Genomic DNA, 25,843 nt, shown 5'->3' with positions numbered 1-25,843 from the left:
AAAAAAACGCCTAAATTCCAGCTTTCCACCGGAATTTAGGCGTTTTGCCTAGTCTAAAATATTTTTGTATTTACTAATGTTAGCCGCCCGGGCAGCCTTAGTCTGCTTAAGAAGTAAATCCTTCATCAAGTTAGGTTTATTAGCTAATTCATTTAACTTTTTCCCCAGCGCTTTGTAATTTGGGGTTGAGTAAATACTTTCTGGATCGACCAGCTTGTCGTCGTGGACCGAATTTTCAAACCCGAGGATTAACATGTTATTTTCGAAGGCCTTCCGACTAGCATTATTGACCTCCTCACCCACATTAAGGTCGAGATAAATATCTGCCCCCTGCCAGAGGAGGTTAAGCCGAGCTTGGTTGGCGTTCGGATATAAAATCACGTTGGGATACTTAAGCAAGTCTAATAATTTATTGGACATGTTAGTCAAAGCCGCCACGTTGAAGGTAATATCCGGAGCGGCCTTTAACAGTTTCTCAAAGTTTAATAAATTATCGGTATTAGTTAAGGTAAAGCTGACCGGCCGCAGGAGGTTATGCCTAAAGACTTGGTAGACATATGGTAAGTACTTAATCAATTTACGCTGGTTATGTCCGACCAATGACCGCAGCTTCTGATAGACTTCTTCATTTGTAACCACAATCTTCTTCGTGCGCCTAGCTTGGTTGTTGAAAATCAACTGCATGTTGCCTGGAACCTGGTCGCCTAAGCCTTCCTGCCAAAAGAGGACATCTGACCCAGTTTGGGGTAAGCGTAAAACTACCATGAACGGTAAGGCCAAAGAATTATAGAAAATTCGGTCTAATTCAAAGTGCCTAAAGTTTAGGTAGTATAGCACAAAGTCTAACTTAGTGGGGAAGTTATAGATTTTGCCTTGGAAATTCAAGGTGACATCATGGGTAATGTGGTTTTCCACAATTACTTCTTGCCCACTCTGGGTAAAGTAAGCCGTGGTGATTGCCTCGTGTAAGAGGTTATAGCTCGTCTTAGCAAAAATCCACCCATTCTGATTATAGTGCTCTACAAAGCGCGCGTTTCCTTGGCGGTCCAACCAAGTAACGCTTTCGACTAGGCGTCTATCCTTAGGGTAGTGATAGTTGATATTAGCCCGCTTTTCATCCAAATAGTAGACCCCAGCTCCCTTGGCATCGCCCTTAATTTCCCACAGGGCCGGTACCTTTACCTGGTTAAAGAAGCAAGGTTTGCCGGTCGTTGAACGCTGAGTCGCTTCAACAAAGTATTTATAAGGCGACTCTACTTCGGCAGGCAAAAAGCCATTATCCTCTAAAACAACGGTTGGGTGACTGTAACCTGCAGCCTGGAGGGAATGGTAGAGCAACTCAGCTTGCTCATTATAATTAGCAAACAAATTAAGCATGACCTAAGCCCCCTTCCGTAGCAATCAATTCCGCCCAGGTCTTTCGGACATTAGCTTCCATAAAAGGTTGCGCCTTGTGGTAGGAATGTTCCCTAAACTTGCTCAAATCGGCTTTGAAGAGTTCGGTAATTGCAAAAGCTAAGTTATCCACAATCCTAGGAGCTCCCATCGAGTCTGACCAAGGGCAAACGTACCCATTTTGACCGTTATCCACAAAGGTTTGCATCCCATATCGGACGTCTAAACCAATTAATGGCAAGCCTGACGCAATCGCTTCGAGTAACGACAAGCCAAAGCCCTCTGTGGTTGAAGCCGTAATATAGGCCGCGTAGTTAACATACTGCTCTTTTAAATCTTGGTGGCCCTTTAAGCGGATATACTTTTGGGCCTGGTTATTTGCAATTAGCTTTTCTAACTGCTCCTTACCGCTGCCTTCACCATAAACATCCAAGGTTAAATCGGGAATTTCCTTGTGGGCACGGATGCAGGCATTAACCAACCAGTCGACATGCTTTTCGGGTGCCAACCTTGAGGCGGTTATTAAGGCAAACGGCTGCCGGGGCTCCTTCGGGTGGCGGAGCTTATCCACACTGCCGACCGGAATTACCACTACTTTCGGTTGCTTGTGCTCATACTTAGCAAACTGTTTTAACAACAAGTCGCGTTGGCTCGCAGTGGCCACCACAAAGAAGTCCACCGCTTCACTATTGGTAAACTGATAATCATAGTAATCATTCCATAAAATGTAGTCATCGTCTACCGAGTGTTCACTAAAATGATCTGCGTGAACCATGACCCCTAGCTTAGCTTCGCCCTTATTCCTAAAGACTTGTTGCCCCAAGCCCTTAGACCTGTCTAGCAATAAAATGTCTCCGGTCTTAAAGGCTAACTTGCTAATAAAGTAGTCAATGAATTCCGCCTTTGAATAAAGAATCTTATCCGGGAAACGAAACATTTGGGGACTGTCCCCGTCCATAATTTCTTCGTAAGCCACGCTACCGTCTTCATTGAAAAAACGTCGTTGGTAGACATAAGCCCGGTTATCGCGGGGGGTATAGTACTCGCTAAATAGGCGCGTATAAGTGTAATAGTCCTTACGGTAAAGGCAGTTATTAGAAACAAACTCCGCCCGTTCAACCAAGTCACTTTGGCTATTTTTAAGGTAAGCCGCCACCCAGCTATTTTTAGGGGCCAAGTAAAGGTAGACTGCCTTGCCATTTCTGACTTCCTTCACCACCTCTTGCCCCAAACTAGCCTTTAAATCGGTTAAAGTATAGGTAGTCGGACTAATTTTAACGTCTGTAAAATACGAATAAAGCCAGATAACCTCTTCATCCTTTAGGCCTAGATTAGCGGTCAGGTGCTCAATGTTTTCGCTTAAAATCAAGTCAGTAAAAATAAACTTGGCTTCCTGGCCCAGCTCACGAAGCAACTTGGCCCGGTAGCTTTGCGCATATTCAACCCCACTATTAGCCCAACCAATTCCTAAGTTAAAGTTATAAATTGTCATTAAACTAACCTCTTTACCCAGTTAAAAATTAATCATAAAACAAATCAAACACTGCCTGTGTTAATAACCGTTTAGTGAAGTAGCCACCCCTAATTAGCCGGGCAAAGTGCTCCACTGCCACTACCATTTCTTGGTAGTCAGCTGGTGTCATTTGCTTAACTTGCTCTACCGCCTCGTCCAGTGAATTAACCACCAAGCCTAGCTTCTTGGCTAAGATTGTATTTGCTTGAGGCGTATCCGGCTCGACAATCACTGGGATTCCAGCCGCCAGGTAGGTGCTTAGCTTATAGGACACGCAATACTTCATATAATCACGGACAAGCGGATTTTCTGACCAAACCAGTCCAAAGCCACCCGTTCGGTGCATTCTAGAGACTAAATCGGCATCATTTTGGTAGCCAATAAATTCAATGTTCTTACCAGCTCCCCAGCCAGTGTCTGTATCCGTTAAGATAAGCTTCACATCCGCAGCTGACCAATTTTTCACGAAATCAAACTTCTTACCCCGGCCAATAAAATTAACTACCCGGTTAAAGGGAGGAAACGTAGCAGTATCCACCGCCACCGGATGGTCCCAGAATTCTTGGTTAATTACCTTTTTAACGGTTAAACCATGCTTGCGCAAGCGGGCCGTCATCTTCTCAGTCGGGCTAATTACCAAGTCACAGCGATTATAGAGCTTGATATAGTCTGTTAGCATCCCAGCCGAACCTTCAAACATCCACGGAACCATATCGTGAATAAAGGCCACCACCTTAACGCCACGGTAACCCCTGAACTTATCTAATAAGTGATTTTCATAAGCAACTCCATTCCAGGTCGGAGTCTGCAAGATAACCACGTCCCCCATGCTAAGGGAAGATATTATTCCATCCAAACGTCCACTAAGCTTATCGGGACTGTCGGTACTGACATCATAAAAATACAGTCCCATCTCACTAAAACCTAACTGCTTAGTGGCAACCTCCGTAACCATATTTTGCGCCCGCTGTGCGGTACTCTTAGAATCTTGGCCATGCAAATTAGTAATATGTACTTGCATCAAATACACCCCCAGATTGTCCCGTTAGTCTTTTTTCAGTGGGACTGTTTTTGTAAGTGAATTCTGAATCCAAACTTGAACATTCTTCTTGTGTTCGGCTTCCCAGTCCTTGTCACTCATGTTATCTAAGCGCTTTACTAACGCATCAATCTTAGCTTGTCGTTCCTTATCATCCTTTACCATTTCAATCACTCCAAAAATTTATCTATTTACCTTTATAATAGCAAGCTTAAGCGCTTTTTGCTAGCTTAGCTTAATTTGTTTTAGTTGGGACTTGACTAATTTGTACCAACAACATATACTAACAGTGTAGAAAACGTTTTAATAAATGGAAGCGAGGTTTTTTTAATGACTAAGTTACAATTCCCAGCTGGCTTCTTATGGGGTGGGGCGGTGGCTGCCCACCAACTAGAAGGTGCTTGGCAAGCAGGTGGTAAGGGTGTCAGTGTGGCTGACGTAATGACAGCCGGTGCTAACAAGATTCCACGCGAAATTACAGCCGGAGTTATTCCTGGTAAAAATTACCCTAATCACGATGCCATCGACTTTTATCATCACTATCGTGAAGATATTAAGCTCTTCGCTGAAATGGGCTTCAAGTGTTTCAGAACCTCTATTGCTTGGACCCGAATTTTCCCTAATGGTGACGAACTCGAACCAAACGAAGACGGCCTAAAATTTTATGACGATCTCTTTGATGAATGTCATAAGTATGGAATCGAACCAGTGATTACCCTGGCCCACTTTGAAATGCCCTACCACTTAGTGGAAGCCTATGGTGGGTTTGCCAACCGGAAAGTTATCGACTTCTTTGTTCGCTTTGCAGTTACTTGCTTCAAACGTTACAAGGATAAAGTAAAGTACTGGATGACTTTTAATGAAATTGACAATCAAAGTAGCTTTAACAACGACTTCCTAATGTGCACTAACTCCGGCTTGCTTCTAAACAACGATAAGGATAACGAAGCCGAAATGTACCAAGCCGCTCACTACGAATTGGTTGCTAGTGCCTTGGCCGTAAAAGAAGGTAAGAAGATTAACCCTGACTTCAAGATTGGAACGATGATTAACTTCACCCCTGTTTACCCTGCTAGTTCAAAACCAGCTGATGTCTTATTGGCTCAACGCCTAGACCAACGACGCAATTGGTTCTCAGATGTTCAAGCTTGGGGCTACTATCCAGCTAACGTCGAAGCTTACATTGAACGCAAGGGCTTCCGACCAGACATTACCGCAGAAGACCGCATCGTCCTCAAAGAAGGAACTGTTGATTACATCGGTTTTAGTTACTACCAATCAATGGTAGTTTCAACTGACAAAGTTGCTCCAGATGATTTAGCTGACCCAACAGAAGCAGTGGTTCCTAACCCTTACGTCGAAAAGAGCGACTGGGATTGGGAAATCGACCCCGTTGGTTTACGTTATGCTTTAAACGAATTAACCGACCGCTACCACTTACCGCTCTTCATCGTTGAAAACGGCTTAGGCGCAGTTGATAAAGTGGAAGACGACGGTAGCATCCACGACCCATACCGGGTAGACTACTTGAGAAAGCACTTAGAGGAAGTCCGCAAGGCTGTCGCTTTAGATGGAGTTGATTTAATGGGTTACACCCCATGGGGCTGCATCGACCTTGTTTCTGCTGGTACCGGCCAAATGTCCAAGCGCTACGGCTTTATCTACGTTGATAAGGACGACGAAGGCCACGGAACACTTGCCCGCAGCCGCAAAGATTCCTTCTACTGGTACCAAAAGGTCATCAAGACTAACGGTGCTGACCTAGATTAAACTAGTTAATTTCCCGTTTGACTAGTTCATTTTAACCTTTAAATTCATATCACAAAAACCGCTCTAACTTTCATGGTTGAATGTGAAAGTTAGGGCGGTTTTCTATTTTCTTACCTCATGTTAACTCTAAGCTGACTACTTCTTTGTTGGCTCCATAGCCCGCTTGTAGTAACTTTCTGCTTGAGCCTGGCTTAGATTCATCTTATTCATCAAAATTTTGATGACGGCTTGTCGGTCATTGGTTAAAGCAACTAAATCCGGGATTAACTTAATAATTGTTTCGTCGGCTCCTTGTTTTTTACCACGACGTTCACCAATCTTAATGCCTGCCTTTTTACCTTCGTCTCTGGCATCTTGCCAAAATGCTTCTGTTAATTCCATATACTTGCGCCCTCCTGTCTTACTGTGCTTAATTTCATCAATTTTGTTCATGATTTGTGCTCCTAACTGGCCATGTGAAACCGGCTGCCTTAAAACTAACTGAAAAATTCCTTTGAGTTCATCACTGACGCCTTCCCAATCACCACTGGCATTCAAAATCAAAGTGTGGGTCCCATCATTTAGGTAGTCACCCTCCTCAGAAATCATCTGATAGTGCCCAACCGCTCGTTGTTGCTCGGTAGCCAGGGGGTTAAAGGGACACAAGAAGATGACGTAAGTCTCCTTTAAACTTTGGTAGTCCTCACCGGCTGTTAACATGTGGTTGGTCATCAAGGCGTGATAATACTTAGCCCGTTGAGCGACGTTGTGCTCGTTGGTCATCTGCAGCTCGATATCGAATTGGTTACCATAAGCATCGGTACAGTGGATGTCTAAGCGGCCTGCCTTAGAAAGATAGTCAGTTTTTAAGTGGCTTTGGTCGACGACTTTAATCTTAGTAAAGTCTAACTTCGGTAAAACCGCCTTTAAGAACTTGCGACAGATTTCTAACTGAGACATGACCAGCTCAAACATGACGTCGTCTGTGAAGTCGGCTTGGGCCAGTTTGCGCCGGATTTTTTGCTTACTTACCATTTGCTTCTCCTTTAATTATATAAAATTTGAAAGGTAAAGAGAATAATTTATCCTTCATTATAGATATACGCAAAATGACTGCCGATTAATTCAAAAAAGTTGCAACTTTTTTAGCAAGGGCCTAAAAATACATAAAGGATTTCAAGAAAACCATGTGACTTTCTTGAAATCCTTCTCTATACCTTTTACTTAATTTCCGCTTTAATCCTCTCAATCAACTCAGCCGGAGTGGCTATCATTTCTACCCGGTCGTTTTCATAACCAGGTCGCTTTAACGCTAGATAAGGTTTAGCTAGCGCCTGTAATTGTGTTTGAACACCCTCATCAATTGGGTCACTGAGATCTAAAAAGAGTTTGGCTGTTTGGGCTGTTTCTAATAAGCGTCTCATAGTAGTAGCGTGTTGAACCCTAACATTAGAATACTGCAATAGGCGCTTAATCTTGTTGCTAACTAAGGTAAAGGCTGCAATCACAAAATCGGCTTCAGGTATCGCAGTAATTAGTTGCTCAATTGGTCCCAACTGATCGGTCTGCGTAAAAATCAATATTTGCGGCCGGTTTGTTTGGTTAGTTTCGACTTTGGTCTCACTTACAACTTGACACCAATCTAAATTCCGATAAGCCCACCATAGTGAACGGTAGCGATTAAATGATAATAAATTCCATGGTTTATCGTGCGACAAATAGTGGTAAATTAGTGCCTCTTTGGGAACAAACCTGTCAAAAATTTCCTCCTGCTTATCATAACTAGTCAACATATCATAGCCAATCTGACTATTATATAAAAATGGCAACTCTTGAATATATTCTTGACAAGCTACATTAATAACTGTTTGGTCACCATTATTAATTTCCAAATCTTCCCGTTTTATAATATCAATACAAGCTTCTTCTAGCTGATATTTTCGCCAGTTAATGGTATCAATCAACATCACCCCTGAATTGAATTCTTTCATAGAATAGATGTCCTTAACCATTGCTATTGCTTTTTTACTATCCATTTCTAGTTCTAAGAAAGGATTCAAATCGCCCCTAACTATAATATCGCTATCCAAATATAAGATACGCTCTGCTTCTATCAAGCGTGGCAAATAAATTCTCACATAAGAATAGTTATTGATATGTTCAAAGCTAACCCTGCCAATCTCAAATTTATCTAAGTCGATTTTAAGATCATATAGCACACTACCCACGGAAGCTAACTTTTTATTAACTGCTACAAACCATTCTTGCGGAATATCCATGTTAGCCAAGTAAACTTCGACCTTGGGGGTGTACTTGAAAATTGATTTTAAAGTGGTTTCGACCTTGTCTAAGTAGCTATAGTTAGCAGCTAACGCAATTACTCTTCTCATAATAAGTTCCCCCTCATTAATAAAAAACATATTCCTCAATTTAATATACCTAAATAACAATCATTGCTTTAGTTATCCAATAATGTCCGAATACAAGTGATCAATTTTAAGGTGGTCTCGGCCTTATCTATAGCCGTAATTTGCAGCTAAAGCAAATTACCTTTTTCATAAGCCTCACCTTCCGTACTTAGCAATCATCTCTAAACGTTGGCAAATTTTCAAATAGATCCCCGTATCTGTCAGTTCGCGTTCCGCCAAAAAGTTTTGGTAACTAGTTAACGCCACTTGATACATTTCATTGACGGCCGTTAAATCCTGCTGGGCCAGCATTAAATCAAAATATTGTTCCTCTAAGGCAGTAACATAGTCCCTTATCTTTTGCAGGCTTTTTTCCGTGCGCATCATACTTCCAAGCCGAGTTTGATAACAGTAAAGATTATCGACCACGTAGGCAACCCGGTTGGCCAACAGGTAGAGCTTTTGAATTACAAAATTATCTTCGTGCACACTTAGGTTAGGGAAGCGGACATACTTAAATAAGTCCGCCTTAAACAGCTTTCCCCAAACCGGAGTGAATAAAACCTGACTAAACTTGCTTAAAAAGTCATTGTTTTCAAAAACTTCCACCCGTTTATCTTTTTCAAAGATATGATAAAAGAGCTGGTTGCCTTCTTCCTCATAGCGATAATACTCCCCGACCACTACCTCAGCGTCTTGGGCAAGTGCTGCTTCATAGAGGGCCGCGAGATAATGAGGGGCCACCCTATCATCTGCGTCAATAAAGGTGATATACTCCCCTTGCGCATAATCTAAGCCGAGGTTACGTGCGAGAGCCTGGCCCTTATTTTCTTGAGTCACCAGGCGAATCCGCTCATCTTTTTGGGCAAACTCCCGGCATATTTTAGCAGAACGGTCCGTTGACCCATCGTTAATCAAAATGACCTCAAAGTCAGAGAAAGTCTGAGCTAAAATTGACTCTAAACAAGCTGGTAAGTAGTCCTCAACATTATAGACAGGGACAATTATACTAATTTTCACCTGCTTTCCCCCTTCCAATAATTATATTACAGCTACTAAGTGAAATTTCTCTAACACCATCTTTGCAGTTTGGGGATCAAAAACTTTTCCCGCTAAAGCGTAGTCTTCTTTGAAGAAAGCGTCATGCGCCTTCCGCCAGTAGGATAGCGTCCTCGCCCCTTCTCCTTCCCTAAAAGCATGCTCTTCATCAACTTCTAGGTAAGGGACAATCTGCACCTGGTCCACTTGAATTAAAGCCACTGGCCAATCTCTACTATCCAAAATTAAATCATAAGCCCCAACTTGCGGCAACGGCTCATCTTTTTCATATAAATCGTACGCACTGGTAGTAGCCGTCTTAATCTTCTTAACAACTAATCGAGCTAATTCATTTGCCTGCACCCCATATTGATAAGCTGCCTGGAGCTTATCATCAGGAGCTAAGCCTAACCGCATTTTTAGCTCTTCAAAAAGCTTCTGATAATCCATCGAAACATCCTCTCAATTAACGTGACTTAACCGATAGGCAACTAGGACTGGTATGGCTATAAAAATTACTAGCCCCAAAATAACATTGGTAAGGGAGTATGGCATTAACCAGATTACTAGGCCAATAATAATCCCTAACCCACCTGCTAACCTATTAGTCTGATACCAAACCTTTCGGTCATTCAAAGTCCAAGGTAACCTAATCCCAACGTAGTGATTAGGTTTAACCACTAAGCAAACCAAGCCTAAAACGATAAATACGATGCCAAACAAAATATTCATTGATCTCAGTCCCTTCCATAAAGTCATTGTTACTTATCAAATTCAACCCCTAAAGTCGTCTTATCGTTGGCCTTACTTAGCCAGCGCACCTTCCCCGGCTGCCAGAGGTGCTCGTTAAGTTGAATTAAAATATAACGCTTCTCTTCAACTTGAAGGTCCCCCCGCGCTTGGAGCTTACAGCCACTGTTAGAAATGTCTAGCAACTGGCCTCGTTCTGGGAGCTGGCTTAGCTTGAAGGTCACTGGCCGCATTTCCTCGAAACGCATATCCCGGCGGGAAATTTCTTGGTAGCGACTTGGCTTAACATTTTCGATTGGTTGAGCGTAGGTATTATCAATCAAATATGAATACTGGTCGCTGTCAATCTCATCAAAGACAATCCCTAAAGCAGTAGGACTGGCCCAGATAACCTTGAAATTTAACAACTGGTTATCGACTACCAACTTGCCCGGCATGTCCCGCAAGATGTCGGCTGCGTTGTAAATATCAGTTGCTAATAAATTGACCCTGGCCCCAATTTCGTTCCAATCGGCAATTTTAGCCGGCAAGCTATATTGCTGACAGTAGACTTGGCAGGTCTTATCACTGATAAAACGTTCTGCCCGCCGGTAACGGGGCATTTCCGCATACAGAATTAAGGTTGCTAAGTTCATAAAGGCCGTGTAGAGTAACCAAGCTGCCAAAAAATACTCCCGGTAACCTTGAAAACCATCGCTAACAGCCTTGTAGCAAGTAACCAAGGTTAACAATAATTCCACTAAGAAAATCCAAGCGTACTTAAAGTTTAAGCGGAATTTCAAGTTACTATTGTTGTGGTAGGCTGGGTAATCACGGTTACCCTTATAGATAAAGCCGACTAAACTATCCCATAAAATATAAGGGGTTAGCGCATTTTCATAGACTAACAAGCCTAGCGTATCACGTAGTGAGTAACCTTGAAGCTTCAAACTTAAGATAATTGCAAGCCCCCCTGGAACGAGGGCCGCTAAAAAGAGGTGGTGCATGTGCAAAAAGGCCTGCTTATTTAACCAAAAGTAGATAACCGGACAAGCCCACAGTAAGGTTTTACGCCAGCTAAAGGTGACATAAGTAAACCATTCTAGGTGCAACAGTTGCCGCCAAAAGCCTAGCCTTAAAGCAATGATTCTGCGGCCTAGTCGGTTTAAGCGCATATTGTAGCGGAAGCGCCGCAACAAGGCCGGCATATTTTCAGGGGCTAAGCCGTTAGCCAAACTTTCCTTCACATAGCGGATTAACCAGCCTTGCCGTTGGAAGTAAGGAGCTAGTTCAATAATTTCTTGCACTGGCTTTTTTAGCTGCAAACTAGCCAAAGCCTGCCGCCTTAACATCGTACACTCACCGGTTGTTATTGCCGCCCCAAATTTGTCCCGCCGGCGCTGGCTAGTGGCTGAATAGGCCGCAAACGGCTGATACTGGAGGACGTAATCGTTATAGTGGGTGAAAGCCACTTGCAAAGCCGCCACCTTAGAATCGTCGAAGTAACCTAGGGTCCGGTACAAAAAATTATTTTGGACTACCTTATCGGCTGCTAACAGTAAGAGGTACTCCCCCTTAAATTGCTGGTAATCAGCCAAGAAATCCTGACTTTTCTGACAGTAGGTCATTTTCATGTCGGCTGCTAAGTCCTTTAATTCCGCGCGTTCACTACTATCGACCAAATAGTAAGCTAGTTTGCTCTTGTCTTCATAATAGAGGTTTTTAACGGCAGCAGCAGCCCGCTCCACCACTTCGTAGTCTTCATCGTGGACTGATAAAATGATGGCAACCGGCGGCTCTGTTTGCCCATAAATCCCCTGGGGTTTTTGCATCCGATCTTTTTTGATTCCCGTCAAGAAGTAGACGATAATCATTAAGCCCGTCCACCACAGGGTAGCCAGCAGCAAGTCGGCTAGAATATTATGATAGTTTACAAATTGACTGGCAATCACTAAGCCTGCAAAAATCAGACCCACACTTAAAAGCGCCATTAACTTGCTGATAAACTTAAATTTTTTGCCCCCGTAGTAGCATAAAATTTCAATACATAAGATGGCCATTAGTAGCCAGCCTAATTTCGTCATTATCTCACCGCCTTACTATCCTAAAACCTCGTGGTAATGAGCCACGCTTGTCTGTTCCGCTGCTTGTTTTTGCAAGAAGACTTCCTTACTTACCTCTTCATCATGAGCCAATAGCTGATCTAACTTAGCAATTAAGTCTTGGTAAGTAGCTACCGGGAAGCGGTTCTCAGCGAGCCCGAACTTATTGGTGTGGCTCGTTTCATTAAAACCTAAAATTAACATTTGGTTCAAAAAGGCCTGCTTAGTTGCTCTTAAAATTTCATTTTGGTAGTTAATGTCTAAATAATAATCTGCCAACTGCCATAACTGACTGACCTGCTTGGGATTAACATTAGGGTAAAGCTTAACGTTATCGTAAGCAGCAAAGGCCATTAATTTAGGCGACATCTCAGTCAACGCCGCGATATGGAAGGTGAGGTTTGGCAATTGTTCCACTAATTCTTGCAGGTGAGCAATTTGGTCCGAATTAGTCATAATTAAGGCCTGCTTACGGGCTTGATTTTCACGGCGGTAATTATATAGATACCCAATGTAGGCTAAACTGTCTTGATCTGCCGGACTAAAGAGGTCGGCAAAACCAGCGTAAGCTTCCTTATCGGTTACACAGATTTTAGTTGGGCGTTGGGGGTTAGAATGCAAGAGATAGTCCATGTTGCCTGGAACCTCATCCCGTTTTCCCTCTTGCCAAAATAAAATGTCTGCTCCCGTTACTCCTAGTCTAGTGGCAACAAACATTGGAGTTGACAGCGAATTATACCAGATTTGGTCTAACTTATAGCCGGCTTCCTTTAAGAAGAAGATGGTAAAGTCAACCAGGTTCTTAAAGAAGTACTGCTGCTTGTGGTAGGTTAAGCTGATTGTCTGGGTTAGCTTATCCTCACTAATAACCTCAACTCCCTGGTCAGTCTGGTAGGTAGCCCGTAGCTCCCGACCGGTTTCATCATAGTAACTGTGTTTAAAACACCAGCCATACTGGTTATAGTAATCAACTAGGCGCACCTTGCCGTTGGCATCTTGCCAAGCTACCTTAGCCACTAGCCGTTCTTGGCCGCGCGTTTGGTCATAGCTAATCGTTGCTACCCTTTGGTTATGGTTGGCCACTTCGGCTTGACTTAAACTCCCCTTAATCTCCCAATAAGCTGGTACTGGGACCTGGTTGAAAAAGAGTGGTTTACCAGCTAGTTTAGCGCCTGCTTGGGCTAAAAAGAAGGCATATGGTGAAGTTACCCCTTGAGGTAAATAACCAGTTTCCTCTAGAAAAACGGTTGGGTGGTCATAGCCTGCCTGCCTTAAAGAAGCCAATAATAGCCGACTATCCTCTGTATCACGTTCAAATAAATTAATCATTACCTGCACCTACCTCCGCTGAGACTAACTGTTCCCACTTAGTTTCAATTTCACTATCTAAGTAAGCAGCCGCCTTCTCATAAGAATGTTTAGAAAAGGCTGCTAAGTCGGCCTGAGTAAATAACTTGATAATTGCTTGACTCAAAGCTGCAACCACCGCTTTTTTATCCGTGTACGAAGCCAGGTTTAGTAGGTAACCATTTTGCCCATCGTCAATAAAGGTCTGGTTACCATAGCGGACATCCAGGCCGATTAAAGGTAAACCTGAACCTAAGGCTTCTAATAAGGTGAGACCAAACCCTTCGCTAGTCGAAGCGGAAATATAGGCCTCATACTTGGTATAAACGTGGCTTAAATCTTGGTGCCCCTTTAACCTAATATAGGCGTTGGCATCCGCCTGTTCAATTTCCTTAGCCAACTTGGCCCGATCATTACCTTCGCCATAAATATCTAAGCTTAAATCGGTCACGACTTGTTTAGCCTTGACCACAGCTTCGATTAACCAGTCAAGGTGCTTTTCATTCGCCAAACGTGAAGCAGTCACCAAGCTCCACATCCTACGCGGTTCACTTGCTTCCTTTAACTGGGCCAAACTCCCAACTGGGATCGTGTAAACCTTAGCGGCGTGGTGGTTATAGCGCCGTAATTGTTCAGTTAGGATTTCCTGCTGAACTGAAGTCGCCACCACAAAGAAATCAACCCACTTAGCATTGGTAAACTGGTAGTCATAGTAGTTATTCCATAAGATATAGTCAGCGTTGGTGCTACTTTCTGAAAAGTGTTCGGCGTGAACAACCACTCCTAGCTTGGCCGGCCGGACGTTTTCAAAGATAACCTGTCCAATACCGGTTTCCCGGTCGAGTATGACAATATCTTGCGCCGTTAGGCCTAATTTTTTCATGAAGGCGGCAATCAACTCTTCCTTCGAGTAAAAGACTTGGTCTGGGGTCCGGTACAAGCTAGCCTTGCCCGCAGTTAACATCTCGGTTAAAGCCACTGATCCGTCTTGATTGTAGAATTGTCGGTAGCTAACCTGCTTATCACCATAGACTTCTTCGTGGCTTAATTGGCTAGTGTAGTAGGCCTTTTTCTGTAACTTACCCGCAACCAGGTATTCCACCCAGCTAACACAGTGAGGAGCCAGCCTACTTAAGTGAAGCCGTAACTCTAAATTGTTGGCTAGTTGTAACACCACCTGCCTAGGTAAGATTTGTTCGTGTAAAATTTCTTGCCCTAATTGTTCCTTGAATTGGGCGACACTAATACTTGGTTGGCTCAAAGCTAAGTCACTAAAGGCCGTATATAACCACAGGACCTCTTCGTTTTTAAAGCCAATATTAGTCGTCAAATCAGCTAGATTTTCAGAGTTGAAATAATCCATAAAGATGAATTTTGCCTTGATACCTAATTTGCGTAACACTGTCGCTCGGTAAGCTTGGGCATATTCGACTCCGCTACTTGCCCAGCCGATGCCTAAATTAATATTGTAAACTGTCATTTTCCATCCCCGCTAACTTTACTTATAAAAGCTGTAACAACGAAATCACCAACCCAGATAGAACCAGGATAATGATTACAACGTTTAAATAATCGCGTACCCTGCTCTTTTTCTTCTTAGGTGGTTGATAGTCGTAACGAACTTTTGCTAGTCTTTGTTTGGCACTTTGCTTTAATAAATCATCTTCTCTTTTATTGGCCATCTCTCTCACCTTCTATTTTAAACAAAATAAATCACATTCCCTTTCTTGGTCTTAACCACCGAACTCAACAAGAGGTTCTTAACAATCTTTTGGTAAACATCGGCCTTCATCTTGCCGTAGCTGCGAAAGGCTTCTTTATGGTACTCATACATCGGTTGCCGTTGGGCCAGCGACCGGCTACTTACCACCGTCCGCAACTGCTGGAGGTTATCAACTTCTTCGATCCAGCAAGCATCGATTGCGCGCAAAATTGCGGTCCGATAGAAGTTAGCCACCTCAGCTTGATTAGCCAACTGGCCCTTCTTCAAGGCTAATTCCTCACGCGCAATCCCCAAAAGGTGCTCTTTAACTGCATTAGCGTTAGTTAAATCTACCTGCGTGATGTCACCTTGATAATGGTAGGTCAAGTTGGAAAAAATATAGTGACTAAGGGTAAAGGCATCTAGTTTAGGGTGCGTGCTTACAAACTGCTCAATTTGATCCGTAATGATTTTTTCAACGTCGTAACCGCCTTGGGCGTTAATCAGTTCGTTGCGTTGTTGATAGATAATCTCCCGTTGCATCCGTAAACTTTCATCGAATTCAAGCGACGTTTCCCGCCCCTTTTGCCCTTCATTATCACTGGCTTTTTGGGCATTCTCTAAGGCCCGCCGAAACTTACGCTTGGTTAATAAGCGCGGCTGGTCCCAGTCGAAGTCCTTATTTTTATCATAGTACTTATGCACCCAGGTTAAGCCGTGCTTGATAACCACCTCGTCTTCTAAGGAGGTGAAAAAGAGACTCATGCCAGGATCGCCTTGTCGGCCCGACCGGCCCCGTAACTGTAAGTCATCCCGCTTACTTGCAAGTTTTTCGGTTCCAATCACCGCTAAGCCGCCGAGTTCCTTCACCCCGGGACCAAGCTTAATATCGGTGCCCCGACCGGCCATCAAGGTGGCCACGGTCACAGCATCTTTTTGGCCGGCTTCCTTGATAATCTCGGCTTCCTTAGGCACGTTATTGGCATTTAAGACGTTGTGCGGAATTTTTTCCCGTAACAGTAACTCAGAGTAAATTTCAGAAATTTCTACGTTTGCAGTCGCAATCAATAAGGGCTGGCCAGTAGCATGGATTTTTTTCACCACTTCTAATGAGGCCAAGAGCTTTTCGGGCAAGGTAACGTAGATCCGGTCAGGTAAGTCAACGCGTTGCACCGGCCGGTTAGTTGGAATCTGAACTACCTTCATATAGTAGGTATTGATGAACTCCTCTTCGGCCACCTTACCGGTCCCAGTCATCCCGGCAATTTTAGGAAACATCCGGAAGAAGTTTTGGTAGGTAACTGAGGCCATCGCCCGCATTGCCGGGGTAATTTTGACTTCTTCCTTAGCTTCAATCGCCTGGTGCATCCCCGATTCCAGTTTGTTTCCTTCCATGACTCGGCCGTTATTCTTATCCAAAAGTTTAACCTCCCCGTCTTGAACAACGTAGTCATCCCCCCGCTTCAATAGGTAGTTCACACGTAAGGCCAAAACGATATGCTGGAGGAGTTCATGGTGCTCCTCGGTAAAAATATTTTCAATCCCATAATAGGCTTGGGCGCGTTTCACCCCGTCTTCGGTCAACCAAACGTTGGTCTCCTCTTCGTTAAATTCGTAGTCTTCATCCTTTTTCAAGGTTGTAACGAAGGTGTTGGCGGTCCCGTATTGGTTAGACTGCACCCGTGGCGCCCCCGCAATAATTAAGGGCATCTGGGCGGTATCTAGTAAGACTTGGTCGGCCTCATCAATAATCGCGTAGTTAAAGGGACGCATGTACTTGCTCTCCTTATCCTTTGCCAAGTTATCAATAAGGTAATCAAAACCCAAAGCCGAGTTAGTCGTATAAACAATGTCATGGTCATAGATTCTCCGCTTAACTGCTGGCTTGAGGTTCTTTTCCTCAGGTGCACCGAAGCAACAACTTAAGCCCATAAATTGGTAGACTGGCTTTAATTCCTCGCAGTCACGCTCTGCCAGGTAGCCGTTGGTCGTGACTAAAAAGGTCCCCTTACCTGTTAGGGCGTTTAAATACAGTGGCAGCGTGGCGGTTAGTGTCTTACCTTCGCCGGTCTTCATTTCGGCAACGTTGCCTTGATGAAGGACGATTCCCCCCATCACTTGAACATCGAAGGGAAAGAGGCCTAAGACCCGTTTATCCGCCTCCCGCATCACGGCAAAGGCTTCGGGCAAAAGTTTGTCGAGGCTGACCCCCTCTTTAATCTTTTGCTTAAAATAAGGGGTCTTAGCTTGGAGTTCCTCGTCACTTAATTGGGCTACCGACTCCTTCAAGGCATTAACTTTCTTTAAAATCTTTTTAACCTTACGCAAGGCTAAGACATTCATTGATAACCCCATTTAAGCTTCCCCCTTTCTAAACATTGGGAAGGCTAACAGCTTGGTTTCTAAATTAAACAAGGGCTTGACGAGGTCTAAGTCCGTTCTAGCAGCCTTCTTGGGTAGTTTCTCTAGGCGAGCAACCAGTAGATCTGTATCCACGGCAAACATCTCGTGCAGATACTCCCGAAAAAGCTTCTGGTAACGTTTAAGGGAGTAAAAGTCATTTGTGCCGTAGACCGTCACCTTTTTGCCAAAGTAACGTCCGTAATACCAAGTCGTTAGGTTCGTAACCGGCCCGTAGCTTATTAAATTAACGTGCTGGTAGGTTTTAACCAGCTCTTGAAGTTTGGCTTTCACCTTGTCATCCAGGTAAAATTTAGCGTTAGACAGGGTGCTATTAATAACCAAACAGTTAGTCACCCGGTCTAATAAGCCCTCATAAGTCAGCTCGGCTTGCAAGCGCGCTAGTGGTTCCGTAAAAATTACGTTTAAGACGGCCGTTTGCTCGTTATTATTTATAACCCCGGAAAAAAGGTAGTCGTCGTCTCCGACCGTTAGGCCATATTCTTCAATTTCCAACCGTTTAAAATGCAACTTGTAACAGCCGGCCGCTAATAATTCAACTTGGTATTCGTGCGCGGTCTTAGGGTAGGTAAAGTTCCCGTCAAAGCCCCGAATTACCTGGCGTTTTAGCACGTGGCCGTTAATATCTTTAAAAATAATCCGCATATAGACGCTAGCTGCCGGCCAAGTTTGCGCAATTAAGTGTAGGCGGTAACTATGCCCGGGATAAAGTAATGGCAGCTGGGGTTCGTTTCTTTCAATTTGATAATTTGCCTGCATAACCCAGGTTGCTAGTACTTGCCCCGAGGTTAGTAAGTGGTTTTCAAAGAAGACACTTTCTTCACCTTGGACCTCGATTTGGGAGCCAAACGCATAGGTCCGCTTGAAATTATTCCAGTAAATAATATTTCTCACTGCTTAGCCCCCCTCGTAAAGTCTTCCGCCAAGATCCGTTTGTATTGAGACTTAAACCACTTGGTGTTTTCGACAAAATCGTCATTATGCCGGCCTAGAAAACCTTGACTGATTAGCTTAGCCTGGCTCTTGCGTGAAGCCAGTAGTTCCATAATTACATTAAAGGCAGTTAGGTCATAGTCATCGTTTTCCATGTAGGCAATCGCAAAAGTGGTCTTTTCAAAGTCCCCCTTTGAAAAAGCCGCCCAAATTCGTTGATCTAAGCTATCGGCCCCAGCCACATCATTTCTAGCAGTCATCTTCAACAACAAGTCTAATGCGGTCCCAAAAACGTAGGGCCTTGCGGTTTGAATCTTGGCCGCCATTTGGCCCAAATGGATTAAGGGCTTGTTGAGAATGATGGCATGCGGACTGAGTTGGGCTCCGTAATAAAGGGCCCCAAAGGTTCCCATCGACATCCCTGATAAAATCAACTGCTCGTTAGTAAAGTTTAACCGCTTCAAGGCCGCTTCAATCGCAGCCTTCACCTGTTGCTCATACTCCTTAGTGCCGATATAAAAGGCGCCCCCCTCTAATCTAGGGTCAGTTATCAGTAAAAAGGGGTGCTTGAGACTGCGCATCATGAAGTAGCCTTCAAACCCTTCCAAAGGACGATAACCTGAGAAGTAGACACAAAGCGGTGGTTTTAAATTACCGGGACTAAAGAAGGAGTAGACCTCTTCGCGCTTAGGATCGACGGTCCGTTTACCGCCCAAGAAGTAATTGCCAAATGGCCCCCGCGACCAACGTGAATGAAGAGTTCCTATCGTAATTTTTCCTTTGCCCTTAGCATACAAAGTTATCATTAAACTAGATTGATATTTATGCCCACGTATAAGACTTGGCCACTTTAGTTCACTTCCTGTAACAACATAGCGATTTTTGCCACTATAATGGGGGATGCTACCTACTTCTTCAAAAATTAATTGTAAATCACAACCGTCATCCTTTTGAAATTCCAACCAAAACTCTAGGTCCTTTAAAGAGTCCATATGAAACCCGCTTCCCCAGGAAAGCAAGGGCTGGTAGGTGTTTCCATAGTCTATCTCCAAGTCTAATTGACTACTTCCGCGGTAATTAACTGGCCCAAAATAATTGGGGCTAATGTTAATTTGCAACGGTGTCGTCCTAACCCCCGATTGCCCTGGAAAGAAGTAGTAAGTAATCTGCCGAATTAGCTCAGCCGGCTTAGTCACATCTAATTTCCAAGCACACTTATAACCTAAAAAAGTTTGTAGCTCAGGCGACAGCTCTAAAGTTCGGTCATAAATAACCCGGTAGGGATCAATTATTTGGGATAGCTTATCTAAAGCAAACAGGCTAAAGTTAGCATCAGTAAGCAATAGGCAGTCGTAGGTTTCCAAGCGGCCTTTTTCCTTAATCGTTTCGGCAATATAAGCCGTAACCGTTGCCACTACCTGGTTGGCGCTACAATAATCCCACTCAACGCTCTCATCTATTTCATACTGTTCAGCCCAATTATGCTTTCCAATCTGTAAAACTTTCATCCTAATCACCTAACAATTCTTTCCACTTAGCTACCAACTTCCCACTGGTATAATCCATAATCTTGTTGACAGCGTACATCATCGCCCGATTCCAATTCTTTAACCCGTCGAAGTAATAAGTTACTGCTTGTGTTAGCCCAGCTATATCGGCTACCACCAAACCGTTTTTCCCAGCTTCAATATAAGTTGAAGGCACCTTGTTAATTTGAGGAATCCCTGCACTAATCCCCGCAATCTGCAAGAACAAATCGGGTTCACTTCCTAAATCAACGATTAGGCGGGTAAATTCCAATTCACTAACTAAATCGCGTTCGCTTTTAACTTCCAAGAAGTCGATGACCTTAACTTCTTTTTGCTCCAGCTCTAAGTTATCAATGTCGGTCGGGTCAAATTTTGGTTCCCCAAAACAAAATTCTTCTTCCAAGTCGTTTTCTGCAAGGTAGTTCTCCACCAAGGTCTTAATTCGCTCTTCTTCTGAGCGATAACTGGCAAATTTCAAGGCCAACTTAGGGAACTTAGTCGCCAAGGCCACCAAGGCAGCTAAGGCTTCAACTATTTCCTCATCCGTTTGATCTCCTAGCCAATACAAAAGCTTCAAATACTCGGTCTGTTGGCTTTTCCCTATCTCTAAGCGGGTATCAAAAGGGGTAACCTCTACCACTTGTGTTGTCGGCGCCAACCGTTTCAGCTGAGCTGCTTCCTTGGTAGACGCAGCTACCGCTAAATCTACTTGGTCAAGCAACTTAGTTAGCTGGTCTTCATCAGTTAAGTTGTACCGATTGTTAAAGAAGGACAAGGCCAGCTTAGCGGGAACTTGCCCCACAAAGAGGTCATTGTGGCGCTTATTAGCAGTAACCACCACCGTGTCTTTTGGACTTAGATGTCGCTGGCTAAAAACTTGGATGCGTTCTGCCAAGACTTCGTCCATATCCTGGTAGTGTTGCTTAGCAAAATCACAGTTAGCCCCTGGGAAAATATCAACTCCCTGGCCGTTAAAGTACTGTCTGAATTGTTTTTGCCCGGCCAAATCAAAGTAATCTTGGTACCACTCGTTACCGTCAGCGGTATAGTAGCGAATACTTGATAAGAAGCCCCGGTCATCAAAAATATACGTATGGTCGGTCCGGCCATTAAGTTGCCAATCGATTATGTTTAAATTTCCCTCATCGGTAAACTCAATGTAAGCTAGGACCTCTTCATCCTTAGAGGCCCATACATTGAAGGGAGTATAACGAAAGTCAGTCCCCTGGGGCCAGTTTAAGTCCCGAAAGCTAATCTTACGTATTAGGTTACTGTCAATACCTTGCAACTCATCAAAAAAATTATGGTAAGGCACCGCGTAGATTCCTTGCCTGTGCATGAAATTGCGTAATTGGGGGTAGTAGTTAAGGACTAGTAATTCACAGTGGTTATTAGTCAAGGTGAACATCTTCACCTGGTTTACGGAATCATCAAATTCCATTTTTCTTTGTTCATAGTACCAATATTTATTGGGGCTAGCCCAGTTTCCTTGGTCACCATACCATGACGTCACAAAGTAATACATTCCTTTTCCCCCTAATCCAAGATTTTAGTATACCGGGTTGCCAAGCGTAGCGTCCTTATCTGATCAATAATCACCAAGAAAAAGGTCGTATTTAACATTAAGTTTCCTGGTAACAGAACCATTCGTTGTAACTCAGGATAATAGAGGCCTAAAATTAAAGGACACCCGGCTATAACCGCCATATATAAGCCACCTAAAATCCCCATGTGCCACATGTAGTGAGCAATATACTTCTTGGTCTCATCACCATAGGCAATACCGGTAATATAGTCGCCTGACTTTTGCAATCCTTCCGCTGTATCCTCCGGGTTAATGTTTACGTAAGCGAAGGCTAGCGAAAGAGCCAGTAAGGAGATAATATAGGCAACCGTCCCGAGCGCACTGTTAATGACTAAGTTAGTAGTTAACCAGTTCAAAATTTTACTATCCGGCCAAATTACCAACAATAGCTGGCAGAAATACTGGGGTAAGGTCACTAACGCCATCCCAAACATAACCGGCATCGCTCCAGCAGGGGCGGTCTTAATGGGGAGATAAATATCGTTACCGTACTCATTAGTCACCATTACCCGCTTTAGGGGCATCCGGTACTCCGAACGGTCAAAAATAACTGCCACCATTATAATGAGGACCATTATAAGCGTGCCCCCAATCAGGGCTGGCCATAGTAGCTGCCGGTGCTTTAACACGTAGCTAATCCCAGGACCAAGCATCTTACCATTCGCCATCACAATGTTACTCATGAAGATGGCCCCGGCACCCCCGACACCGAACTGGGTGTTCATGCTAGCTAGCCAAACAACAAAAAAGCTTCCGCCTAGTAGGACTACTAAGGCTGCTAGCTTAGGTCCTAGACCCGGCACCTCAAAATCTGTTTCCATAATTTTAACCAAGCCTTGCAACACCCCTAGGACTAAGGCCAATAACATCTGCCACATACTCTGCTCTTTTTGCGATTTCTTTGCAAAAGTCGAATCTTGTCTCGTGGTAAATAAGCTCATGATAATTACCGCCGTCATCCACGGAGTTAAGCCGAGACTAAAGACAGAATTGCTAGCCATATCACCACCGGTTGTAATACTAGCTAGTTGTAGCATTTCATCTAAACCTTTATTAGTTATCACTACGTGGGGTAAAGCAACATTCCTACCAAAAAGATAAACCATCATAATCAAGATAGTTACAATTCCCTTTCTTAGTAGCAATGATTTTCTAAATTTCATTTTAAGACCCGTAATCATTTTCTCCCCCTGCTAATTAATTATTTATATATAAAAATTATACCACGTTCCTTAATTTTATAGGCCATTTCAGCCGGAGCAAAAGTAAAAAAGCTTCGCAAAAATCGAAGCTCTTTTACTAGATTTCACTTAATTTTTCTTCCTAGCCCGTGCCAGCAATAATGCACTCAAAGCCGCACTCGCCAAACCAATTCCCAGGTAACTTTCCTGTCCTTGACCCGTTTGTGGCAAGCTTTGCTTAGTTACAGGCGGCGTCTGTTTCTGCAATTTTGCTGAATCTTCGCTTTGAACCAAACTTTCTGAAGCCATCATCGCAAGGCTTTGCGACATACTCTCAGATTGCTCTATCAGCAAGGATTCGCTAGTAAACAAGGAAGCACTCTCGGAGGCCTCGATGCTTTCTTCTAGAGAATGTTCTTTAGAAAGGCTGGCCTCATATTCTGACTGGCTTTCCTTAGCCGCCAAAACAGAAAGGCTTAGCGATTCCATCGAGATACTATCAGCTACCGAATAGCTCAACGATTCAGAAGCACTTTCTGACCCGGCCTCACTCACACTTTCAGAGTTAGACTCACTGGACGTTGCTGACTCTGTCTCACTCGTGGTCCCACTATCACTTGGCCTTGTACTTTGACTACCCGAATCACTCACACTCTCGGAATTAGACTCACTGGACGTTGTTGACTCTGTTTCACTCGTGCTCTCGCTGTCACTCTGTGTTGTGCTTTGGCTACCTGAGCCACTTGCACTCTCGGAATTAGACTCACTGGACGTTGCTGACTCTGTTTCACTTGTGCTCTCGCTATCACTTGGTGTCGCACTTTGGCTACCCGAATCACTCACACTCTCGGAATTAGACTCACTGGACGTTGTTGACTCTGTTTCACTTGTGCTCTCGCTGTCACTTGGTGTCGCACTTTGGCTACCCGAATCACTCACACTCTCGGAATTAGATTCACTTACCGTTGTTGACTCTGTTTCACTCGTATTCTCGCTGTCACTTGGCCTTGTGCTTTGACTATCTGAATCACTCACACTCTCAGAGTTAGACTCACTGGACGTTGTTGACTCTGTTTCACTTGTGCTCTCGCTATCACTTGGTGTCGCACTTTGGCTACCCGAATCACTCACACTCTCGGAATTAGACTCACTGGACGTTGTTGACTCTGTTTCACTTGTGCTCTCGCTGTCACTTGGCCTTGTACTTTGAGTATCTGAACCACTCGCACTCTCTAAATCACTCGTCGATACTGATTCACTTATAGACTTACTTGCGCTCTCTGAATTACTCTTTGAAATACTCTCACTCGTGGAGGCACTGGCTTCACTTGTTGAAGCCGATTCTAACGCCGACTTGCTTGCACTCTCTGAGTTACTCTTTGAAATGCTCTCGCTCGTGGAGGCGCTGGCTTCACTTTCACTCAAGCTTGTTGAAATTGATTCTAACGCTGACTTACTTGCGCTCTCTGACTCGCTCTTTGAAATGCTTTCACTCATTGAGGCGCTGGCTTCACTTTCACTCAAACTTTGCGAAGCAGATTCCATGGCTGACTTACTTGCACTCTCTGAATTACTCTTTGAAATGCTTTCACTCATTGAGGCGCTGGCTTCACTTTCACTTGTTGAAGCCGATTCTAACGCCGACTTGCTTGCACTTTCTGAATTACTCTTTGAAACGCTCTCACTCGTGGAGGCGCTAGCTTCACTTTCACTTGTTGAAGCCGATTCTAACGCCGACTTGCTTGCACTTTCTGAGTTACTCTTTGAAACGCTCTCACTCGTGGAGGCGCTAGCTTCACTTTCACTCAGGCTTGTTGAAATTGATTCTAACGCTGACTTACTTGCGCTCTCTGACTCGCTCTTTGAGATACTTTCACTTGTAAACTCACTGGCTTCACTCTCACTTTGACTTGTTGAAATTGATTCTAACGCTGACTTACTTGCGCTTTCTGAGTTACTCTTTGAAATGCTCTCACTCGTGGAGGCGCTAGCTTCACTTTCACTCAAACTTGTTGAAGCCGATTCACTTGCACTTGTCGAAGCACTTTCGCTTGCACTCGTGGATGCTGATTCACTTGCACTCGTTGAGGCTGACTCACTTGCACTTGTTGAAGCAGATTCGCTTGCGCTGGTTGATGCTGATTCACTTGCACTCGTAGATGCGGACTCACTTGCACTTGTGGATGCTGATTCACTTGCGCTCGTGGATGCACTCTCACTTGCACTTGTTGAAGCTGACTCGCTTGCGCTGGTTGAAGCTGATTCACTTGCACTCGTTGAAGCAGATTCGCTTGCACTCGTGGATGCTGACTCACTTGCACTCGTTGAGGCACTTTCGCTTGCGCTGGTCGATGCGGACTCGCTTGCGCTGGTTGATGCTGATTCACTTGCACTCGTTGAAGCAGATTCGCTTGCGCTGGTTGATGCTGATTCACTTGCACTCGTGGATGCTGACTCGCTTGCGCTGGTCGATGCGGACTCACTTGCACTTGTTGAGGCACTCTCACTTGCACTTGTTGAAGCAGACTCACTTGCGCTGGTTGAAGCAGATTCGCTTGCACTTGTGGATGCTGATTCACTTGCAGAAGTCGAAGCACTCTCGCTTGCACTCGTTGAAGCTGATTCGCTTGCGGACGTGCTTGCACTTTGGCTTGCTGAAGTTGAAGCCGACTCGCTTGCTGACGTCGATGCGCTTTGGCTTGCACTCGTTGAAGCCGACTCACTTGCCGATGTGCTTGCACTTGTCGAAGCTGACTCACTTGCGGAAGTCGATGCACTTTGACTTGCTGAAGTTGAGGCGGATTCACTCGCGGAGGTTGAGGCGCTTTGACTTGCACTTGTTGAGGCTGACTTACTTGCCGAGGTTGAGGCACTTTGGCTGGCACTCATCGAAACAGACTTACTTACAGAACCCGAAATACTCTGACTTGTACTAATTGAAATAGAACCTAATGTAGAAACTGAAGTACTTTCACTACCAATTAAACTATTGAGCTGGTTACTTGTTTCTGAAGTCATATCTACTTTTGTACCCAAATTCCCAGTATTTAACAAGAAGGTTTCCTCATTGTTGGCACTATTTTCTGTACCAAATGGTTTTTCAGAGTGGTATGTACTATAAGTAATTATATCCATATTAACATTCGCTAAGTCGCTATAACTGCTACCAGTA

20 protein-coding genes and 1 pseudogene are annotated in these 25,843 nt (G+C 44.1%); 1 reads left to right on the top strand and 20 read right to left on the bottom strand.

The window, feature by feature from the left end; translation table 11 throughout:
* Positions 1-48 precede the first annotated feature (48 nt).
* From gtfB (N4597_RS00380) to N4597_RS00365, 4 genes are read right to left on the bottom strand one after another with little or no spacing between them, the layout of a single operon-like run.
* A complete protein-coding gene (gtfB, locus tag N4597_RS00380) occupies positions 49-1,377 on the bottom strand; it encodes an accessory Sec system glycosylation chaperone GtfB (RefSeq protein ID WP_192944489.1) in 1,329 nt (442 codons plus the stop codon).
* Entirely contained in the window at positions 1,370-2,887 is a 1,518-nt protein-coding gene (gtfA, locus tag N4597_RS00375; RefSeq protein WP_192944488.1) for an accessory Sec system glycosyltransferase GtfA, read from the bottom strand. The genes gtfB (N4597_RS00380) and gtfA (N4597_RS00375) overlap by 8 nt, the downstream gene beginning before the upstream one ends.
* A 28-nt stretch (positions 2,888-2,915) precedes the next feature.
* Positions 2,916-3,929 carry a sugar transferase gene (locus N4597_RS00370; RefSeq protein WP_192944487.1) on the bottom strand — a complete coding sequence of 338 codons (1,014 nt, stop codon included), beginning with the start codon at positions 3,927-3,929 and terminating at the stop codon, positions 2,916-2,918.
* Between the two features lie 24 nt (positions 3,930-3,953).
* On the bottom strand, positions 3,954-4,112 hold the full coding sequence (locus N4597_RS00365; protein WP_156313902.1) for a hypothetical protein: 159 nt from the start codon (positions 4,110-4,112) through the stop codon (positions 3,954-3,956).
* A 165-nt stretch (positions 4,113-4,277) separates the two neighbouring features.
* On the opposite strand from N4597_RS00365, the gene N4597_RS00360 reads away from it, so the two are divergent.
* Positions 4,278-5,717, top strand: a complete 1,440-nt coding sequence (locus tag N4597_RS00360; RefSeq protein ID WP_192944486.1) for a 6-phospho-beta-glucosidase — start codon at positions 4,278-4,280, stop codon at positions 5,715-5,717.
* 135 nt (positions 5,718-5,852) lie between these two features.
* On the opposite strand, the gene N4597_RS00355 is transcribed toward N4597_RS00360, so the two are convergent.
* The 16 genes and pseudogenes from N4597_RS00355 to N4597_RS10755 all read right to left on the bottom strand — a co-directional run.
* Positions 5,853-6,731 carry an Rpn family recombination-promoting nuclease/putative transposase gene (locus N4597_RS00355; RefSeq protein ID WP_260904052.1) on the bottom strand — a complete coding sequence of 293 codons (879 nt, stop codon included), beginning with the start codon at positions 6,729-6,731 and terminating at the stop codon, positions 5,853-5,855.
* A 185-nt stretch (positions 6,732-6,916) separates the two neighbouring features.
* Positions 6,917-8,086 carry a glycosyltransferase family 8 protein gene (locus tag N4597_RS00350; protein WP_192944484.1) on the bottom strand — a complete coding sequence of 390 codons (1,170 nt, stop codon included), beginning with the start codon at positions 8,084-8,086 and terminating at the stop codon, positions 6,917-6,919.
* A gap of 174 nt (positions 8,087-8,260) precedes the next feature.
* Entirely contained in the window at positions 8,261-9,124 is an 864-nt protein-coding gene (locus N4597_RS00345; RefSeq protein ID WP_192944483.1) for a glycosyltransferase family 2 protein, read from the bottom strand.
* A gap of 21 nt (positions 9,125-9,145) precedes the next feature.
* Complete coding sequence (locus N4597_RS00340) at positions 9,146-9,592, bottom strand: ASCH domain-containing protein (RefSeq protein ID WP_260904048.1); 447 nt, start codon at positions 9,590-9,592, stop codon at positions 9,146-9,148.
* A 12-nt stretch (positions 9,593-9,604) separates the two neighbouring features.
* Entirely contained in the window at positions 9,605-9,874 is a 270-nt protein-coding gene (locus N4597_RS00335; protein WP_260904046.1) for an SdpI family protein, read from the bottom strand.
* 29 nt (positions 9,875-9,903) lie between these two features.
* Complete coding sequence (locus tag N4597_RS00330; RefSeq protein ID WP_192944480.1) at positions 9,904-11,955, bottom strand: PilZ domain-containing protein; 2,052 nt, start codon at positions 11,953-11,955, stop codon at positions 9,904-9,906.
* Between the two features lie 15 nt (positions 11,956-11,970).
* Positions 11,971-13,302, bottom strand: coding sequence for an accessory Sec system glycosylation chaperone GtfB (gtfB, locus tag N4597_RS00325; RefSeq protein ID WP_192944479.1), 1,332 nt, complete (start codon positions 13,300-13,302; stop codon positions 11,971-11,973).
* The gene (gene gtfA, locus N4597_RS00320) at positions 13,295-14,800 is read right to left on the bottom strand and encodes an accessory Sec system glycosyltransferase GtfA (RefSeq protein ID WP_192944478.1); all 1,506 of its coding nucleotides are present in this window, start codon (positions 14,798-14,800) and stop codon (positions 13,295-13,297) included. The genes gtfB (N4597_RS00325) and gtfA (N4597_RS00320) overlap by 8 nt, the downstream gene beginning before the upstream one ends.
* Positions 14,801-14,822: 22 nt before the next feature.
* A complete protein-coding gene (locus tag N4597_RS00315; RefSeq protein ID WP_094051258.1) occupies positions 14,823-15,002 on the bottom strand; it encodes a hypothetical protein in 180 nt (59 codons plus the stop codon).
* A 17-nt stretch (positions 15,003-15,019) separates the two neighbouring features.
* Positions 15,020-17,377, bottom strand: coding sequence for an accessory Sec system translocase SecA2 (gene secA2 / locus N4597_RS00310; protein ID WP_244138516.1), 2,358 nt, complete (start codon positions 17,375-17,377; stop codon positions 15,020-15,022).
* Positions 17,378-18,337 (bottom strand): accessory Sec system protein Asp3, encoded by a 960-nt coding sequence (gene asp3, locus N4597_RS00305; protein WP_192944477.1) that lies wholly within the window; start codon positions 18,335-18,337, stop codon positions 17,378-17,380.
* Positions 18,334-19,884: an accessory Sec system protein Asp2 gene (asp2, locus tag N4597_RS00300; RefSeq protein ID WP_242511015.1), complete on the bottom strand. Its 1,551-nt coding sequence runs from the start codon at positions 19,882-19,884 to the stop codon at positions 18,334-18,336. Before asp2 ends, asp3 begins: the two co-directional genes overlap by 4 nt.
* 1 nt (position 19,885) lies before the next feature.
* Positions 19,886-21,430 (bottom strand): accessory Sec system protein Asp1, encoded by a 1,545-nt coding sequence (gene asp1 / locus N4597_RS00295; RefSeq protein WP_260904037.1) that lies wholly within the window; start codon positions 21,428-21,430, stop codon positions 19,886-19,888.
* An 11-nt stretch (positions 21,431-21,441) separates the two neighbouring features.
* Complete coding sequence (secY2, locus tag N4597_RS00290; RefSeq protein ID WP_192944474.1) at positions 21,442-22,671, bottom strand: accessory Sec system protein translocase subunit SecY2; 1,230 nt, start codon at positions 22,669-22,671, stop codon at positions 21,442-21,444.
* 129 nt (positions 22,672-22,800) lie between these two features.
* Positions 22,801-22,980, bottom strand: coding sequence for an LPXTG cell wall anchor domain-containing protein (locus N4597_RS10760; RefSeq protein WP_204773572.1), 180 nt, complete (start codon positions 22,978-22,980; stop codon positions 22,801-22,803).
* 1,923 nt (positions 22,981-24,903) lie between these two features.
* Positions 24,904-25,707 (bottom strand): annotated as a pseudogene (locus N4597_RS10755) (LPXTG cell wall anchor domain-containing protein); the annotation flags it as partial.
* Positions 25,708-25,843: the final 136 nt, after the last annotated feature.

It is taken from the genome of Ligilactobacillus agilis, from assembly GCF_025311475.1.
Classification (GTDB): domain Bacteria; phylum Bacillota; class Bacilli; order Lactobacillales; family Lactobacillaceae; genus Ligilactobacillus; species Ligilactobacillus agilis.
The sequence above is the reverse complement of the archived record's forward strand: the minus strand, read 5'-3'. Positions and strand labels throughout refer to the sequence as shown.